Raw genomic sequence first — 15,226 nt, forward strand, 5'->3', positions numbered from 1 at the left:
TTTAGCACGCGTTGGTTAAGCGTCTATTGGCGTTGTCGGTGCCGATGCCGGCGTGATAGCGAGGATGGCGCGATGATCTATATCGTCCTCAATCTGCTGCCGATCGGCATGGCGACGCTGCTGGCGCTGCTGCTTGGGCTCGGCTGGCATCGGCTGGGGGGCGGCGGGCGGATCGGGCCGGGCGTCGCGCTCACCGCGCTCGTCGCGCATTTCTGGTTCGCCGCGATCCTCGCCGGCGCGCTGATCCTCGCCCCGCCCAAGGCCGATCCCTGGGTGATGGCGCTGGCGAGCGCGGCGGTGATCTGGGCGGGGTTCGTCGCGCCGGCGGTGGCGCTGTCCGGCGCGTATCGCGGCGTCGCGGCCGGCCGGCTGATCGGCGACTGCGCCTACTGGCTGGCCGCGATGCTGGCGGAGGCCGCGGTGATGAAAGCGATCGGGCTGGTGCCGCCCCCGGTGGGATAGGCTTTGCCTGAAAATGCGCTGAGGGCGCATTTTGCCGCACCAGCCAGCACCGGGTGAACAGCGACCCGCGCTGTTCAGGCCATGCCGGGGGCATGGCCGACCCGTTGCTCCCCCACCCGGCCACCCACATGATACTGCCGTTGGGTGGCCGGGTGGGGGAGCGGGCCGGAGCCGCCTTGAAGAAGGCGCCGTGCGCCTTCTTCAAACCTGGGCTTGGGCTTTCCCCGCGCTGCCAGTTGGGGCATCACCGGCGGGTCCAAAGGGGGAAACGCCATGATCCGCACATCCTTCGCCGCGCTCGCGCTGGCGCTCGCCATCCCGGCGGCGGCGCCAACCCAGACGACGAGCGCGGCGCAGCAATCGCCCTTCACCTTCGAGGAAGTGATGGTGCCGATGCGCGACGGCGCCCGGCTGCAGACGGTGATCCTGCGCCCCAGGGACGCGAAGGGTCCGCTGCCGATCCTGTTCCAGCGCACCCCCTATGGCGTGCCCGGCGGCCCGCTGCCGAGCGTGCCCAAGAGCTTCGAGGCGCTGGTCAAGGACGGGTACATCTTCGTCTTCCAGTCGATGCGCGGCCGCTTCAAGTCCGACGGCGACTTCACCCTGTCGACCGGGCTCACCCCCAATGGCCCGGACGAGGCGACCGACGCCTATGACGCGATCGACTGGCTGGTGAAGAACGTGCCCGGCAATAACGGCCGGGTGGGGATGTGGGGGATCAGCTATCCCGGTTTCGCCGCCGCGATCCCGCTCGCCAAGCCGCACCCGGCCTTGAAGGCGACCAGCCCGCAGGCGGCCTGGATCGACTATTGGCAGAATGACGATCTCCACCGCTGGGGCGCGGCGCGGCTGAGCTATATCACCGATTGGGTGTTCTCGCTCCAGGCGGACAAGACCAACGCCGAGTTCACCTACGACACGATCGACACCTATGATTTCTTCCTGCGCGCGGGCTCGCTCGCCGATATCGAGAAGCGCTATGTGCAGGGCAAGAGCGCGATGATCCGCGCGCTGATCGAGCATCCCGATCACGACGCCTTCTACACCCGCCAGCGCTGGTCCGACGCGCTGGGCAAGACGACCGTGCCGACGCTCAACGTCGCCGGCTTCTGGGATCAGGAAGACCCCTGGGGCAGCTGGCAGATCTTCGCCAAGCAGCGCCAGAACGATCCCGACAATCTCTCGCAGCTCGTCGTCGGCCCCTGGGCGCACGGCACCTGGAGCCGCCCCGGCGAGCACAAGCTGGGGCCGATCGACTATAAGGTCGACAGCTCGACCCGCTTCGTCGAGGAGATCCAGGCGCCCTTCTTCCGCTATTGGCTGCACGGCCAGGGCGAGCGGCCGGGGGGGCTGGTCAACAGCTTCCAATCGGGGAGCTGGGTGTGGAAGCGCTATGATCGCTGGCCGCTCGCCGAGGCCAAGCCGACCGCGCTCTACCTCCACGCCGATGGCGCGCTGAGCTTCACCGCCCCGGCGGCGGGCGAGGGGTGCCGCGGCTATGTGTCGGACCCGGCCAACCCGGTGCCGTTCCGCGCCCGCCCGATCTCGCCCACTTATCCGCGCCCCGAATGGCGCTGGTGGGAGGCGGCCGACCAGCGCTTCGTCGCCGGGCGGCCCGATGTGCTGAGCTATGTCTCGGCCCCGCTCGACGCCGACCTGACGGTGACGGGGGCGGTGCTCGCCGAACTCCAGGCGGCGACGAGCGGCACCGACAGCGACTTCGTGGTGAAGCTGATCGACGTGTTCCCCGACGATTACGAGCAGCTCGGTCAGGCCGCGCCGCTCGGCGCCTATACGACGCAGCTCAACGGCTATCAGCTGCCGATCGCGATGGAGGTGCGGCGCGGCCGGTATCTGGCGAGCGACACCAGGCCCGCGCCGCTCGTCCCCAACCAGGTGACGCGCTGGGAGGTGCCGCTGCGCGCGCACGACCATGTGTTCAAGAAGGGCCACCGGCTGATGGTGCAGGTGCAATCGAGCTGGTTCCCGGTGATCGACCGCAACCCGCAGAAATTCGTGCCCAACATCGCCAAGGCCCAGCCCCAGGATTATGTCCGCGCCGAGCAGAAGGTGTGCGCGGGATCGAAGGTGATCCTGCCGGTGGTGCGGTAGGAGCGCGCCGGAAGGCGCATGTCTCGCCCAAGCCCCTCCCTGGCAGGGAGGGGTTGGGGTGGGTCCGTTCAGGGGCGGTCCAGCGCTGCTCGCCCCACCCCAAACCCCTCCCCCAAGGGGAGGGGCTTATCGCTCAACTCTTCAGCCGCCACCCGGTCCGGAAAATCCAGCCGACCGTCCCCAGGCACAGCAGCAGGAACAGCCCCGTCACCCCTAGGCTCCAGCCGATCGACACGTCGCCGCGCCCGAAAAAGGTCCAGCGAAAGCCCGAGATCAGATAGACGATGGGGTTGAGCAGCGCGAGCTTCTGCCACGCCGCCGGCAGCATCGAGATCGAATAGAAGGTGCCGCCCAGGAAAGTGAGCGGGGTGATCACCAACAGCGGGATGATCTGCAGCTGCTCGAAACTATTCGCCCAGATGCCGAGCACGAAGCCGAACAGGCAGAAGGTGATCGCGGTCAGCGCCATGAACGCCACCATGTAGAAGGGATGCGCGATCGGCAGCGCGACGAACAGATGCGCGGTCACGAAGATCACCAGCCCCAGGATCATCGATTTGGTCGCCGCCGCGCCGACATAGGCGATCACGGTTTCCACCGGCGACATCGGCGCCGAGAGCAGCTCATAGATCGTGCCCGACCATTTGGGGAGATAAATGCCGAAGCTCGCATTGCCGATGCCCTCGGTCAGCATCGAGAGCAGCATCAGCCCGGGCACGATGAACGCGGCATAGGGAATGCCGTCGACCAGGTTGATCCGCCCGCCGATCGCCGATCCGAACACGACGAAATAAAGCGAGGTGGTGATCACGGGCGTCAGCAGGCTCGTCGCGAGCGTGCGGCGGAAGCGCGCGAGTTCGAAGCGATACACCGCCCAGATGCCGAGCCAGTTGATCCCGGTCATGCCCGCGCCCCCTCGCCCTGGAGCAGCCCGACGAAGATGTCCTCGAGCGAGCTTTGCTGCGTGTTCAAGTCCTTATAGCCGATCCCGGCGTCGCTCAGCGCGCGCAGCATCCCGGCGACGCCGGGGCGTTCGCTGGCGGCGGCGTCGAACACATATTCGAGCTCGGTCCCCTCGGCCTTCAGCACCGGCCCCCAGGCGGCGAGCGTGGGCGGGACCGCGGCAAGCGGCTCGCTGAGCGACACCGTGAGCGTGCGCTTGCCGAGCTTCTTCATCAGCGCGGTCTTTTCCTCGACCAGGATCAGCCGGCCCTTCAGGATCACCCCCACCCGATCGGCCATCTCCTCGGCCTCCTCGATATAATGGGTGGTGAGGATGATCGTGGTGCCGCGCGCGCGCAGGCCCCGCACCAGCCGCCACATGTCGCGCCGCAGCTCGACATCGACGCCGGCGGTGGGCTCATCGAGGAACAGCAGTTCGGGCTCGTGCGCCAGCGCCTTGGCGATCAGCACCCGGCGCTTCATGCCCCCGGAAAGCGCCATGATCTTGCTGTCGCGCTTGTCCCACAAGGACAGATCGGTCAGCAGCTGCTCGATCACCGCATCGTCGCGGCGGCGGCCGAACAATCCGCGGCTAAAGCGCACCGTGTCGATCACCCGCTCGAACGCGTCGGTCGAAAGCTCCTGCGGCACCAGCCCGGTGCGGAAGCGTGCCTGGCGATAGTCGCGGGCGATGTCGAACCCGGCCACCCGCACGCTGCCGCCGCTGGGCGTGACGATGCCGCAGACGATCGAGATGAGCGTCGTCTTGCCCGCGCCGTTCGGGCCGAGCAGCGCGAAAATCTCGCCCCGGTCGATCGTGAGGTCGACGCCGTCGAGCGCGGTCAGGCCCGAGGCATAGGTTTTGGTGAGGCCGCTGATCGCGAGTATCGGTTCCACCGGCGGCGCCTTAGCCGATCCCGCGCGGGATGAGAACCGCCGCGCGGGGAGGACCACCGCCCTTCCCCGGCGCAGGCCGGGGCCCAGCGGCGGCGCGGTCGATCGTTCGGCGTCGGAATGGCGAAGCGCGCGATGCTGGACCCCGGCCTTCGCCGGGGAGGACGTTGGGTGTCGCGGGGCGGCCTACGCCGGTTCGGGCGACCACGCGGCCCAGGGTCCGCGCCGGGTTCGAATCTTCCTAGACCGGCGCGGCGGGCGCCGATAGCCTTGCGGCGATAGGAGAGTAGCCCATGCGCCGCGATGTCGAGTTCACCAATGCCCAAGGCACGCGGCTGGCCGGCCGGCTGGAACTGCCCCCGGGGCGGGTGCGCGCGGTCGCGCTGTTCGCGCATTGCTTCACCTGCACCAGCGCGAGCCATGGCGCGCGGCGGATCGGCATGGCGCTCGCCGAGCATGGCATCGCGACGCTCGCCTTCGATTTCACCGGGCTCGGCAAATCGGGCGGCAGCTTCGTCGACAGCCATTTCGCGGCGAATGTGCAGGATCTGGTGGCGGCGGCCGATTTCCTACGCGGCGACATCGGCGCCCCGGCGGTGCTGATCGGCCATTCGCTGGGCGGCGCGGCGGTGATCGCGGCGGCCGAACATATTCCCGAGGCGACGGCGGTGGTGACGATCGGCGCGCCGTTCGATCCCGCGCATGTGCTGCATCAATTGGGCGATCAGATCGCGGCGGTGCGTGCCCAGGGCCAGGCCGAGGTGACGATCGGCGGCCGTCCCTTCCAGGTGAGCGACGCTTTCCTGCACGCGGTCGAGGGGCAGGACCAGGCGGCGCGGCTCGCGCGGCTGAAGCGCGCGCTGCTCGTGCTCCACGCGCCGACCGATGCCACCGTGGGGCTGGAAAATGCCGGCGAGATTTTCGCCGCCGCCAAGCACCCCAAGAGCTTCGTGTCGCTCGACGGCGCCGACCATCTGCTCACCCAGCCCGCGCCCGCCGCCTATGCCGCGGCGATGATCGCGACCTGGGTGGAGCCTTATCTCCCCCCCGCCGTCGCCGCCGACGCGCCCGAGGAGGGCCGGGTGCGGGTGACGACCACCGACGCCAAGTTTACCTCGATCGTCGAGAGTTCGGGGCACAGCTTCCTGGCGGACGAGCCGCTGCGGGTTGGTGGCGCCAATCTCGGCCCGACCCCTTATGATCTGCTGCTCTCGGCGCTCGGCACCTGCACCGCGATGACGATCAAGCTGGTCGCGGACCGCGAGGCGATTCCGCTCAAGGGCGTCTCGATCGAGCTGCAACACCAACGCTGCCATTCGGAGGATTGCGCCGAAACCGGCGAGGGCAAGCCCAAGATCGACGTGCTGACCCGCGACATCACCTTGGTCGGCGCGCTGAGCGACACCCAGCGCGCGCGGCTGCTGGGGATCGCCGATCGCTGCCCGGTCCACCGCACGCTGGAGAACCATCCCGTGATCAAGACGCGGCTGGTTGAATGAATATCCTCCCCATGAAATGGGGAGGGGGACCATCGCGAAGCGATGGTGGAGGGGGCGGGCAAATAGCGGAGCCCCCTCCACCACCGGCCAAAGGCCGGCGGTCCCCCTCCCCGTGAACGGGGAGGATTTGGGCTTTACCCCTGCCGCAGCTTGATCAGGATCTGCACCCAGGCGCCGATCAGCGGCTTGCCCCCCTTGCGCGGCGGCAACACCTGGAACTGCCACGCCGCCTGCTGAACCTGATAGCCAAGGCTCGATCCCGCCGGGGACTCGCCCAGGATTTGGCAATTCTCCACCCGGTAGCGCGGCGCCGTCTGGCAGGCGATCAACCCCCAGCCGCCGGGCACCCCGCGCGCCTTGGCGATGTAGGGCGAAAGTTCGGCGTCGCGCGGCTCGCGGAACCATTCGGCGGCGTAGAGCGGCTCGCCATTGGGGGCGTTGCCGATCGGCCTGGAGTCGCCCGATCCTTCCGCATCGGCGAGTTGGTCGGGCGCCGTGCCCGGGGCGGGGCCGGGCGCGCGCTTGATCTTGCCGATGTCGCCGGCGGCGAAATCCTCGCGCGTCAGACGGATCAGCCCGGGAATGTCCCCGAGCGGCTCGGGCGGGGATGGCGTTGCCCGGGGCGGGCTCGGCGCAGGCTTGGCGGTGTCCCGGACGGGCTTGGCAGCGCGCGCGCGGGGCTGGCGGCGGCTGTTCTGCCGGGTCGCGGGGGCGGCGTCGTCATCGACATTGGCGAGCTCGAAGGTCTTGGCGGCCTCCCCCTTGAAGCGCGGCGGCCGGGTCGGCCAGGCGAGCGTGAGCAGCGCGAGCAGCAGCAACGCCTCGACCGCGATCGCGAGGAGAAACCCCGCGCCCCGCCGCCGCCACCAGCCTTCATCCTGCTCGACTCGAAACCGCACCCAGCGCGCCTAGCCGGGCGATGTGGCGGGTAAAAGGCGGCTTGGCACGCTTGCGTCGATCGCTCGCGCCGGGGACGGTGTTTAATTGTGCTGGTTGAATTGCTTAGACGATCTCGAACAGCCCCGCCGCGCCCATGCCACCGGCGGTGCACATCGACACCACCACCCAGCGCACCCCGCGCTTGCGCCCCTCGATCAGCGCATGGCCGACCAGCCGCGAGCCGGTCATGCCAAAGGGATGGCCGATCGCGATCGCGCCGCCGTTCACGTTGTATTTCTCAGGATCGATGCCGAGATGGTCGCGGCAATAAAGGCATTGCGAGGCAAAGGCTTCGTTCAGCTCCCACAGCCCGATGTCGCTCACCGACAGCCCGGCGCGGGCGAGCAGCTTGGGAATGGCGAACACCGGGCCGATGCCCATCTCGTCGGGCGCGCAGCCGGCGGACTGGAAGCCCCGGTAAATCCCCAGAATTTCGCGCCCCTCGGCCTCGGCGGTCGCGCGGTCCATCACCAGCTGGCACGAGGCGCCGTCGGAAAGCTGGCTGGCATTGCCGGCGGTGACGTTCGCGCCCGGGCCGCTGAACGCGCCGCCCGGCCACACCGTCTTCAGCCCGGCAAGCGCCTCATAGCTCGTGCCGGGGCGGATGCCCTCGTCCTGGCTGACCGTCACCTGCTCCTCGCCGATCCGGTTGCCCTCCTTGTCGAGCAGCGCCCGCGTCACCGTGATCGGCACGATCTCCTCGGCGAAGGCGCCCGTCTCCAGCCCGCGCGCGGCGCGCTGCTGGCTCTGCGCGCCATAACGGTCCTGCGCCTCGCGGCTGATGCCATAGCGCTCGGCGACGATTTCCGCCGTCTCGATCATCGGCGCATAGGCGGCGGGCACCTGAGCGGTGACCGACTGGTTGACGTAGCGCGGCGCGTCCTTCGTCACCGTGAAGCTGATCGATTCCATGCCCCCGGCGAGCGCGACATCGATCTCGTCGCAGATGATCGAGCGCGCGGCGAGCGCGATCGCCGTCAGCCCCGAGCCGCATTTCCGGTCCAGCGTGAAGGCCGGCACCGACAGCGGCAAGCCGGCGGCGAACACGCCCATCCGCCCGGCATTCCCGCCTTGCGTGCCCCATTGGTTGCCGACGCCCCAGAAAACTTCGTCGATCCGGGCGGGGTCGATCCCGGCACGCGCCACCGCGGCGTTCATCACATGCCCGGCGAGCACCGGCGCTTCGGTGATGTTGAACGCGCCGCGATAGGCCTTGCCGATCGCGGTACGGGCGGTGCTGACGATCGCGGCTTCGCGCATCTTGACCCTCTCCTGCTAGTTTTCGCTAGCGATAGCGACCATGGTAGCGAGGGCAACCTCCCTTGACGGACGGCGGCGAATTACGCTGCCACCGTCCGGTGACCCCGGGAGGCACAAGGGCGGGTCACACTGGGTATCCGCAGCAAGCGCACCGGAGGTTACATTCCCGCCCAACCGCGATATGCAAAAAAACTTGTCGGCCGGATGTAACCGGGGGAGCGCACGCAGCGAATGGCGTCATTGGGAGTGCAGCGAAGGACGAGCGAGGACCAGCTCAAAGCCTGGATGGTGCGTGGCCTGGATGGCGACGCGGCCGCCCAGAATGCGTTGCTCACCGCGCTTTTGCCGATGCTGCGATCCTTTTTCGCGCGCCGCCTGCGGGGGGCGGCGGATGATGTCGAGGATCTGGTGCAGGAAACGCTGATCGCCATTCACACACGGCGCGCCAGCTATGACCGTGACCGGCCGTTCGCGGCCTGGGCCTATGCGGTCGCCCGCTACAAGATGATCGATCATTTCCGCCGCATGAAACAGACGGTGCCGTTCGAGGATCTGGCCGAAATCCTGGTGGCCGAAGGCTATCAGGAAGCGGCCAGCGCTCGGCTGGACGTGGACGCACTGCTCGAGGGAGTCAGCCCCAAGCAGGCCGAGGCGATCCGCCGGACCAAGATCGACGGCCAAAGTGTTGCCGAGGCGGCGGAAGCCCAGGGCATCAGCGAGGCCGATGTGAAAGTTTCCGTGCACCGCGGGCTGAAAGCGCTGGCGGCACGGCTGAAGGGCAAATGACGCTGATGCGCACCGAAGACCTGATCCAGGCGCTCGCCGCCGATACGCCGCGGGTGCCACCGCACATGGCCGAACGGCGCGTGTTCGCCGGGTTGTTGCTCGGCGCCGCCGCCACCTTCGCGCTGGTCGCGCTGGCGCTGGGGCTGCGCAGCGATCTGCCGGGCGCGATGATGCAGGGCCATTTCTGGATGAAATGGGGCTATTCGGCCTCGCTGGGCGTGATCGCGATTTTCGCGGTGCTGCGCGCCGCCCGCCCCGAATCGCCGCCCTGGCGCTCGGCCTGGCTGCTCGCCTTGCCCTTCGGCCTGCTGCTCGCGGGCTCGGCGGTGGAGCTCGCGATCGCGCCCGCCGATCACCGCATGGCGATGCTGATGGGGCACAGCAACTGGAAGTGCATGGCGGGGGTCAGCCTGCTCTCGCTACCGATCTTCGCGGGGCTGCTATGGGCCTTCCGTCGCCTGGCGCCGACCCGCCTGCGCACCGCCGGCGCCGCGCTGGGGCTGACGGCGGGGGCGGCTTCCGCCACGCTCTACGCGCTCCACTGCAACGAAGTGACCGCGACCTTCGTCGTCACCTGGTACACGCTGGGGATCGTGCTTTCGGGGCTGATCGGCGCGCTGGCGGGGCCACGGCTGCTGCGCTGGTAGCGCCGCGCCAACTTCCAGGAATAAAAAAGCGGCGGACCGGTGTAACGCCGCCCGCACGGGGGACGAAATGGCTAGCAGAAGGCGCGATGGCCTTCGCTAATTTCAGGAGCTTCACCGATGCGCTCGCTTCTCGCCCTCACTTCTGCCCTTGCGCTCGCCGCCTGCTCGGGCGCGACCGCCAACCCCGTGGCCCCGCAGGCCAAGGGCCAGACCCAAGTCGCGCAGGCAGGCGATCCGGCGCATCCGGTGGTGGTCGAGCTCTATCAGAGCCAGGGCTGCTCGAGTTGTCCGCCGGCGGACAAGGTCGTCAACCGCCTCGCCGACCGCAACGACGTGATCCCGCTGTCGTTCGCGGTCACTTACTGGGATGATCTCGGCTGGAAGGACACGTTCGCCAATCCCAGCTACACCGCGCGCCAATGGGATTATGCCCACAGCGCCGGCCGTCCGGTGGTCGCGACGCCCCAAGTGATCGTGAATGGCCATGACGCGGTGCTCGGTAGCCGCGAGGGCGAGCTGAACGCGGCGATCGCGCGCAATGTTCGCAAGGATGGCCCGGCGATCAAGGCCGAAGGCGGCAAGGTCGAGATCGGCGCTGGCAACGCGGCCAAGGCGACCGTGTGGGTGGTGCGCTATGATCCCCGCACGCTCGACGTCGCGGTGCGTGGCGGCGAGAATGAAGGCGTCACTATCCCCCACCGCAACATCGTCAAGCAACTGGTCAATGTCGGCACCTGGACCGGCAAGGCGCAGAGCTTCGCCCTGCCCGCCGCGCCCGCCGGACTGAAGACCGCCGTGCTGGTGCAGAACGGGAAGGGCGGCCCGATCCTCTCGGCCGCCAAGATCTAACCGGAACTTGCGCCCCCGTTTCACCCCTTTTCGGGGGCGCAAGACTGGTTGGCCCGAGCGACCGCGTTACCTTACTGGCACTTCAGGCGTTCGCGAAGAAACGTCTTCATCAGTTCGGTCAACGGCAATCCATGGTCGGCTTTGGGCCGCGCCCGCAGCCATTTGCCGATCTCCTCGGCGGTGAGCTGCGACGGGCCGCTCGTCTGCCGGCATGAGGTGGAAGGACGCCCCACCGCCTGATTGGCATCATCGCCCGCCTGCGCCGCCACCAGCGCGTTCACGATTTCCCGATGCAATGCCTGCAGCTTGGTGCCCTGCGGATCAGCATTCGCGTTCTGGGCAAGGGCATTATCGCGCTCAAGCCAGGCGCCAAGGGTCGGCACGGCCGACGCGGCAACGGCACGCTGCCCCAATGCCGCCGACGACGTTCCGGCGAAAATGATGATCACGATAATGATGATCTTCTTCATGATATTGACCTTGGTTTTTAGCTGCCCCAGCGCAGCGGCGGTTGGTCTGGGGTGGCTTAGCTTCGCGCCGAAGCCTGGTCGGTCAGCGGCAGCGATGCGGCCGAGGGGTTGGCACGCAGGCACGCCCCCCTTGGCGCATCACGCCGCCGGCTTGCTGCCCTCCAAGGGAAAGCGCTGATCAAGCCAGCGGAGCCAATCGGCCTGCAAAGCCGCGATCGAGCGGGGGAGCTGCCCCTTGGGCTCCAAATTGGCGAGCCACTGCCCCATTGTTTCCCCGCGCCCGAACGCGGCGCCGATCCTGGCGAACACTGCCGAATCGCCGGTGCGCGCGATCAGATATTCGGCGACCAAGGTAGCTTGCAGATAATATTGCGCCGCCACCGCCGCGAACTTCTCCGCCTCGGGCCCGGTGCTGGCGCGGATGACGATTCCGTCTTGCGGCGTATCGCCCAAGCCCTTCTTGATCTCGTTGACCATCGCCTTGCCGCGCGCGACGCCGGGGTGGCTCGACGCGAAGAAGCGGGGAAGGTCCACCAGTTCATTGTCCGGCGCCTTGTCGAGCGCGCGATCCTTGCGGAGCTTGTTGTAAAGCTCGCCAAACTGCTTGGTCCGATCGGCGGCGAATTCCGCCGTTTCCATCAGCACCGCCGCCGTTTCATCCATCCAGTCGGGCCCAGGGGCGCCATAGTGGCCGCCTTCGCGGACCTGGCCCGGCCAATATGCCTCCGCATACCAGATATGGCCCAGTTCATGCGGCACGGCCCCCGCATCTCGCCCGGCGGGCACCGGCTTGCTCGCGACTTGGGCAAGCGCCTGCTGCACGACGGCTTCCCGCGCCTCGCTGGAAAGACCGGCGGTTTGCGCCTCCACCGCGCGGCGTACCGATGCTTCGATCTGGGTCTGGAAACCCGCGGCTGACAGCCAGGGTAGCACCGCGCCGAATCCCGCCGCCTTCAGACCGGCCAACGTCGCGCCGGCAACCTTGCCGTCATTGGTTTCGACGACCGCGAATGGCAGCGGCTCGCGGTTGAAGCGTGTGCGGAAGCGCGTGGCGCCCGCATCGGCATAGCCCAACAACTGGCGGGCACGGTTGGCATCGTCCGAAATCGCGATGCCGTCTTTCGATTGCACGCAGGCTCGCCCCTGCGTGACCTGCGAGGCGACGGCACACAGGTCTTTGTCAGGCGCCGCCGCCATCGCCATCATTGCCGCCGCGGACATCATTATCAGTAACACGCATCCCTCCTCGAATTCACCGCAGCCGGAAAACCGAGAGTCGAGATGCTTGCCCACGCTTGGCGCCGTTGCCGCTTGTCTCGCCGCCCGACCCGACCGGTCATCACGTTGTTCGACGTCCTGGCGCGGAGCGGTAGCGCGGTGATGTCGCAACCGTAGCAAGCGGCGTTACGCGACTGATACATTCGGACGTCGGGCGTCCGTCGGGCGGGTTTGGCGGCAGCTGACGCGGGGAGGGAGGGCGCCGGGAAGCGTGTTACAGCCCCCGCGCGATCACGCCGTCGTGCTTGCGCAGGAAGGCGCGCAGGCGATCGGCGTAATCAGGCACAACCGCGCCCCGCACCGATGGTCGTGCCGCCAGCGCCGCCCGCCATGCCCGGATGCGCGGCAGACCATCGAACACGCCGAGATCGCGGATCGCGTCGAACAAGTCGAAGTAACGGAACACGGGCGCGAACACCGCGTCGACGATGCTGAAGGCATCGCCCGCGAAGAACGGCCCCGCGCCCAACTCGGCCTCGATCCGGGCGAACTTGCCCTTCAGCACCGCGATCTTCTGCGCGAACACCGCGTCGTCCTTGGTCGTCTCCAACGTCCAGAGATCGGCGAGGATCGACGAGCCGAACTCGATCCAGGCGCGATGGCGCGCGCGATCGAGGGCGGCGGCGGGGTGGATCCGGGGCGCGTACACCTCATCCAGATATTCGACGATCGGCGCGCTTTCGAACAGCACCGCCTCGCCCATCTGCAGCAGTGGCACTTTGCCGAGCGGCGAGAGAGCGATGAACCAGTCGGGCTTGTCGGCGAGGTCGATCGTGATACGTTCGAACGGCACGCCCTTCTCGGCGAGCACGATCGCGGCGCGCTGTACATAAGGGCACAAATCGAACGAAACGAGCTTGAGCGAGGTCATGGAACTCTCCGGCAGCGTTGAATGCAGGTGCATTTAAATAGGTGCCGACAATCTCGGTTCAAGGTTGATGCAATTGCATTGAATGCTAGATTGCCATTATGCCTTCCTCGGATCCCACTCCTGCCGTTGTCCGCGCCTGGACCCGGCTGATGCGCGCCCAACGCGCTGCGTTGCAGGCGATCCGCGGCGACTTGAAGGCCGCGAAATTGCCGCCGCTCGAATGGTATGATGCGCTGCTTGAGCTGGAGCGCGCGGGCCCAGCCGGGCTGCGACCGCTGCAGCTCGAGGATCGGCTGTTGTTGGAGCAGCATAATGTGTCGCGCCTGCTCGATCGGTTGGCGACGGCGGGGCTGGTCGAGCGCCGCCCCTGCCCCCAGGACAAGCGTGGGCAAGTCGTGGTGATCACCGCGGCCGGAGCGGCACTGCGCGCGGCGATGTGGCCGACGTACCGCGCCGCGATCGCCCGGCATGTCGGCGCACCGCTGGGGGACGATGCGGCGGCAGCGCAGCTCGCGGCGTTGCTCGATCGGATGCTGGACTGAACACGACCGGCCAGGTGCGGGCCAAAGCCTGTCCCTACCCCGCGCTCCCTGATAGATGATGCCCCATGCTGCTCCACATCGTCGCGCGCGGGCGGATCGGGCGGTCGTCCGAGGCCGAGCTGGTCGAGCGTTATCTCCAGCGCATCGCCTGGCCGACGCGCGTCACAGAACTGCCCGACACCGGCGGGCGCGCGCCGCCGCTCGCGCCGGGCATCAAGCGCGTGCTGCTCGATGAGACCGGGGCGATGCTCGGTTCCAGAGCCTTCGCCGAGCAGCTCGGCCGCTGGCGCGACGAGGGGGTGCGCGAGGCGCGCTTCCTGATCGGTGCGGCGGACGGTTTCAGCGATGCCGAGCGTGCCGAGGCCGATCTGCTGCTCTCGTTCGGGCGGCTCACCTGGCCGCACCTGCTGGCGCGCGCGATGCTCGCCGAGCAGCTCTATCGGGCGACGAGCATCCTTGCCAACCACCCCTATCACCGCGAAGGATAGGCGGGTGCGACGCCTGCTGCTGATCGGTGCCGGCCTCTCCTTGGGCGCGGCCGCTCCCGAGGAGTTCGTGCGCCGGCTCGATGCGGCAAAGCGCCAGTCTGCGGCCGCGCAGGAGCGCGCCGACACGCTCGCCAAGGCCGCCGCCGCCGAGCGCGATGCCGCGCGCAAGGCGGCGCAGGAGGAAGCCGCGCTCAAGGCGCAGGTCGAGCAGGCGCGCGCCGATATCGCCGCCGCGCAGGCCCGGATCGCGCTGCTCCGCGACCGACTGCGCGAGCAGCGCCAGGCGGTCGCCGAGCGCCAGGGGCCGATCGTCCGGCTGATCGCGGCGCTGCAATCGCTTGCTGGTCGCCCAACCGTCGTCAGCCTTGTGCAGCCGGGCACGGTCGAGGATCTGGTCCATGTCCGCGCGGTGCTCGGCTCGGTCGCGCCGGTGGTGCGCGCGCGCACCGCCGTGCTGCGCGAGCAGCTCGCGCGCACCCGCACGCTCGAGGCGGGCGAGGCGGTCGCCGTCCGCGCGCTCGCCGACAGTCGCGCCCGGCTTGAGACGCGGCGGCTCGCGCTGGTCGAGCTCGAGGCCGAACACCGGCTGAAATCGCGCGCGCTCGGCCGCGCCGCGCTCGGCGAGTCGGACCGCGCGATCGCGCTGGGTGAGGCGGCGCGCGATCTGGTCGACCAGATGAGCGTCGATCGGCGCAGCGCCGCGACCGCCGCCAGCCTCGCCGCGCTCGGCGAGCCGCTGCCCCGCCCGGAGAGCAAGGCTGAACAGCTGTGGCCGGCGGGCGCACCGTATCGCCTGCCGGTGGCGGGGCAAGTGGTGGCGGGGCTCGGCGAGCTCGCCGATTCGGGCGCGCGCGCGCGAGGGATCACGCTGCAAGTCGCGCCCGGTGCGCGCGTCGTCGCGCCGGCGGCGGGGCGGGTGCGCTTCGTCGGCGCCTTTCGCAGCTATGGCCTGGTCGTGATCCTCGATCATGGCGGCGGCTGGAGCACGTTGATCGCCGGGCTGGGCGCCACGGGCACCCAGCCGGGCGATCGGCTGACCCAAGGCGCCGCGCTCGGCACCGCGCCCGCCGCCGGCACGCCGCAAGTGACGATCGAGCTGCGCCGCCGCGACCGGCCGGTCGATTTCACACGGCTGCTGGGGTGAGGCACTTCGCGTCCGCCATTCCCCATTTCTTCACGCGCGAAGC

At 68.7% G+C, this 15,226-nt stretch carries 16 protein-coding genes; 9 read left to right on the forward strand and 7 right to left on the reverse strand.

Annotated elements, in window-relative coordinates; genetic code table 11:
• Positions 1-72: 72 nt before the first annotated feature.
• Together K2X73_RS13195 and K2X73_RS13200 are read left to right on the forward strand one after the other, a co-directional pair.
• A complete protein-coding gene (locus tag K2X73_RS13195; RefSeq protein WP_294111562.1) occupies positions 73-462 on the forward strand; it encodes a hypothetical protein in 390 nt (129 codons plus the stop codon).
• A gap of 273 nt (positions 463-735) precedes the next feature.
• Positions 736-2,574 (forward strand): CocE/NonD family hydrolase, encoded by a 1,839-nt coding sequence (locus K2X73_RS13200; protein ID WP_294111563.1) that lies wholly within the window; start codon positions 736-738, stop codon positions 2,572-2,574.
• A gap of 133 nt (positions 2,575-2,707) precedes the next feature.
• Here the strand turns inward: K2X73_RS13200 and K2X73_RS13205 are convergent, their stop codons facing one another.
• Entirely contained in the window at positions 2,708-3,478 is a 771-nt protein-coding gene (locus K2X73_RS13205) for an ABC transporter permease (protein ID WP_294111565.1), read from the reverse strand.
• On the reverse strand, positions 3,475-4,413 hold the full coding sequence (locus K2X73_RS13210) for an ABC transporter ATP-binding protein (protein WP_294111567.1): 939 nt from the start codon (positions 4,411-4,413) through the stop codon (positions 3,475-3,477). Before K2X73_RS13210 ends, K2X73_RS13205 begins: the two co-directional genes overlap by 4 nt.
• Before the next feature lie 290 nt (positions 4,414-4,703).
• Here K2X73_RS13210 and K2X73_RS13215 point away from each other — a divergent pair, with 290 nt between their 5' ends.
• Positions 4,704-5,909, forward strand: a complete 1,206-nt coding sequence (locus K2X73_RS13215) for a bifunctional alpha/beta hydrolase/OsmC family protein (protein ID WP_294111569.1) — start codon at positions 4,704-4,706, stop codon at positions 5,907-5,909.
• Positions 5,910-6,043: 134 nt separating this feature from the next.
• Here the strand turns inward: K2X73_RS13215 and K2X73_RS13220 are convergent, their stop codons facing one another.
• Together K2X73_RS13220 and K2X73_RS13225 are read right to left on the reverse strand one after the other, a co-directional pair.
• The gene (locus K2X73_RS13220; RefSeq protein ID WP_294111571.1) at positions 6,044-6,808 is read right to left on the reverse strand and encodes a hypothetical protein; all 765 of its coding nucleotides are present in this window, start codon (positions 6,806-6,808) and stop codon (positions 6,044-6,046) included.
• A gap of 103 nt (positions 6,809-6,911) precedes the next feature.
• Positions 6,912-8,108 (reverse strand): acetyl-CoA C-acyltransferase, encoded by a 1,197-nt coding sequence (locus tag K2X73_RS13225; protein WP_294111573.1) that lies wholly within the window; start codon positions 8,106-8,108, stop codon positions 6,912-6,914.
• A 246-nt stretch (positions 8,109-8,354) separates the two neighbouring features.
• Here K2X73_RS13225 and K2X73_RS13230 point away from each other — a divergent pair, with 246 nt between their 5' ends.
• From K2X73_RS13230 to K2X73_RS13240, 3 genes are all read left to right on the forward strand, one after another.
• Positions 8,355-8,894, forward strand: a complete 540-nt coding sequence (locus tag K2X73_RS13230; protein WP_294111575.1) for a sigma-70 family RNA polymerase sigma factor — start codon at positions 8,355-8,357, stop codon at positions 8,892-8,894.
• Positions 8,895-8,899: 5 nt separating this feature from the next.
• Positions 8,900-9,541: a DUF1109 domain-containing protein gene (locus K2X73_RS13235; RefSeq protein ID WP_294111576.1), complete on the forward strand. Its 642-nt coding sequence runs from the start codon at positions 8,900-8,902 to the stop codon at positions 9,539-9,541.
• Positions 9,542-9,658: 117 nt separating this feature from the next.
• Complete coding sequence (locus K2X73_RS13240; RefSeq protein ID WP_294111578.1) at positions 9,659-10,390, forward strand: DUF1223 domain-containing protein; 732 nt, start codon at positions 9,659-9,661, stop codon at positions 10,388-10,390.
• Between the two features lie 71 nt (positions 10,391-10,461).
• Here the strand turns inward: K2X73_RS13240 and K2X73_RS13245 are convergent, their stop codons facing one another.
• The 3 genes from K2X73_RS13245 to K2X73_RS13255 form a co-directional block, all read right to left on the reverse strand.
• The gene (locus K2X73_RS13245; protein ID WP_294111579.1) at positions 10,462-10,860 is read right to left on the reverse strand and encodes a hypothetical protein; all 399 of its coding nucleotides are present in this window, start codon (positions 10,858-10,860) and stop codon (positions 10,462-10,464) included.
• Between the two features lie 138 nt (positions 10,861-10,998).
• The gene (locus tag K2X73_RS13250) at positions 10,999-12,096 is read right to left on the reverse strand and encodes a hypothetical protein (RefSeq protein ID WP_294111581.1); all 1,098 of its coding nucleotides are present in this window, start codon (positions 12,094-12,096) and stop codon (positions 10,999-11,001) included.
• A gap of 256 nt (positions 12,097-12,352) precedes the next feature.
• Positions 12,353-13,009 carry a glutathione S-transferase family protein gene (locus K2X73_RS13255; RefSeq protein ID WP_294111583.1) on the reverse strand — a complete coding sequence of 219 codons (657 nt, stop codon included), beginning with the start codon at positions 13,007-13,009 and terminating at the stop codon, positions 12,353-12,355.
• A gap of 149 nt (positions 13,010-13,158) precedes the next feature.
• On the opposite strand from K2X73_RS13255, the gene K2X73_RS13260 reads away from it, so the two are divergent.
• The 3 genes from K2X73_RS13260 (at position 13,159) to K2X73_RS13270 (ending at position 15,183) form a co-directional block, all read left to right on the forward strand.
• Entirely contained in the window at positions 13,159-13,551 is a 393-nt protein-coding gene (locus K2X73_RS13260) for a helix-turn-helix domain-containing protein (RefSeq protein ID WP_294111584.1), read from the forward strand.
• Between the two features lie 65 nt (positions 13,552-13,616).
• Entirely contained in the window at positions 13,617-14,039 is a 423-nt protein-coding gene (locus K2X73_RS13265; RefSeq protein ID WP_294111586.1) for a 23S rRNA (pseudouridine(1915)-N(3))-methyltransferase RlmH, read from the forward strand.
• A 4-nt stretch (positions 14,040-14,043) separates the two neighbouring features.
• Positions 14,044-15,183: a peptidoglycan DD-metalloendopeptidase family protein gene (locus K2X73_RS13270; protein WP_294111587.1), complete on the forward strand. Its 1,140-nt coding sequence runs from the start codon at positions 14,044-14,046 to the stop codon at positions 15,181-15,183.
• Positions 15,184-15,226: the final 43 nt, after the last annotated feature.

This window comes from Sphingomonas sp. (assembly GCF_019746665.1).
In the GTDB taxonomy this organism is placed as follows: domain Bacteria; phylum Pseudomonadota; class Alphaproteobacteria; order Sphingomonadales; family Sphingomonadaceae; genus Sphingomonas.

Bases quoted from the DNA above. Each gene is read 5' to 3' on its own strand.
- K2X73_RS13200 (WP_294111563.1), top strand. From the start codon at position 736: ATGATCCGCACATCCTTCGCCGCGCTCGCGCTGGCGCTCGCCATCCCG.
- K2X73_RS13265 (WP_294111586.1), top strand. From the start codon at position 13,617: ATGCTGCTCCACATCGTCGCGCGCGGGCGGATCGGGCGGTCGTCCGAG.
- K2X73_RS13235 (WP_294111576.1), top strand. From the start codon at position 8,900: ATGCGCACCGAAGACCTGATCCAGGCGCTCGCCGCCGATACGCCGCGG.
- K2X73_RS13225 (WP_294111573.1), bottom strand. From the start codon at position 8,108: ATGCGCGAAGCCGCGATCGTCAGCACCGCCCGTACCGCGATCGGCAAG.
- K2X73_RS13215 (WP_294111569.1), top strand. From the start codon at position 4,704: ATGCGCCGCGATGTCGAGTTCACCAATGCCCAAGGCACGCGGCTGGCC.
- K2X73_RS13255 (WP_294111583.1), bottom strand. From the start codon at position 13,009: ATGACCTCGCTCAAGCTCGTTTCGTTCGATTTGTGCCCTTATGTACAG.
- K2X73_RS13245 (WP_294111579.1), bottom strand. From the start codon at position 10,860: ATGAAGAAGATCATCATTATCGTGATCATCATTTTCGCCGGAACGTCG.
- K2X73_RS13195 (WP_294111562.1), top strand. From the start codon at position 73: ATGATCTATATCGTCCTCAATCTGCTGCCGATCGGCATGGCGACGCTG.
- K2X73_RS13260 (WP_294111584.1), top strand. From the start codon at position 13,159: ATGCGCGCCCAACGCGCTGCGTTGCAGGCGATCCGCGGCGACTTGAAG.
- K2X73_RS13240 (WP_294111578.1), top strand. From the start codon at position 9,659: ATGCGCTCGCTTCTCGCCCTCACTTCTGCCCTTGCGCTCGCCGCCTGC.
- K2X73_RS13205 (WP_294111565.1), bottom strand. From the start codon at position 3,478: ATGACCGGGATCAACTGGCTCGGCATCTGGGCGGTGTATCGCTTCGAA.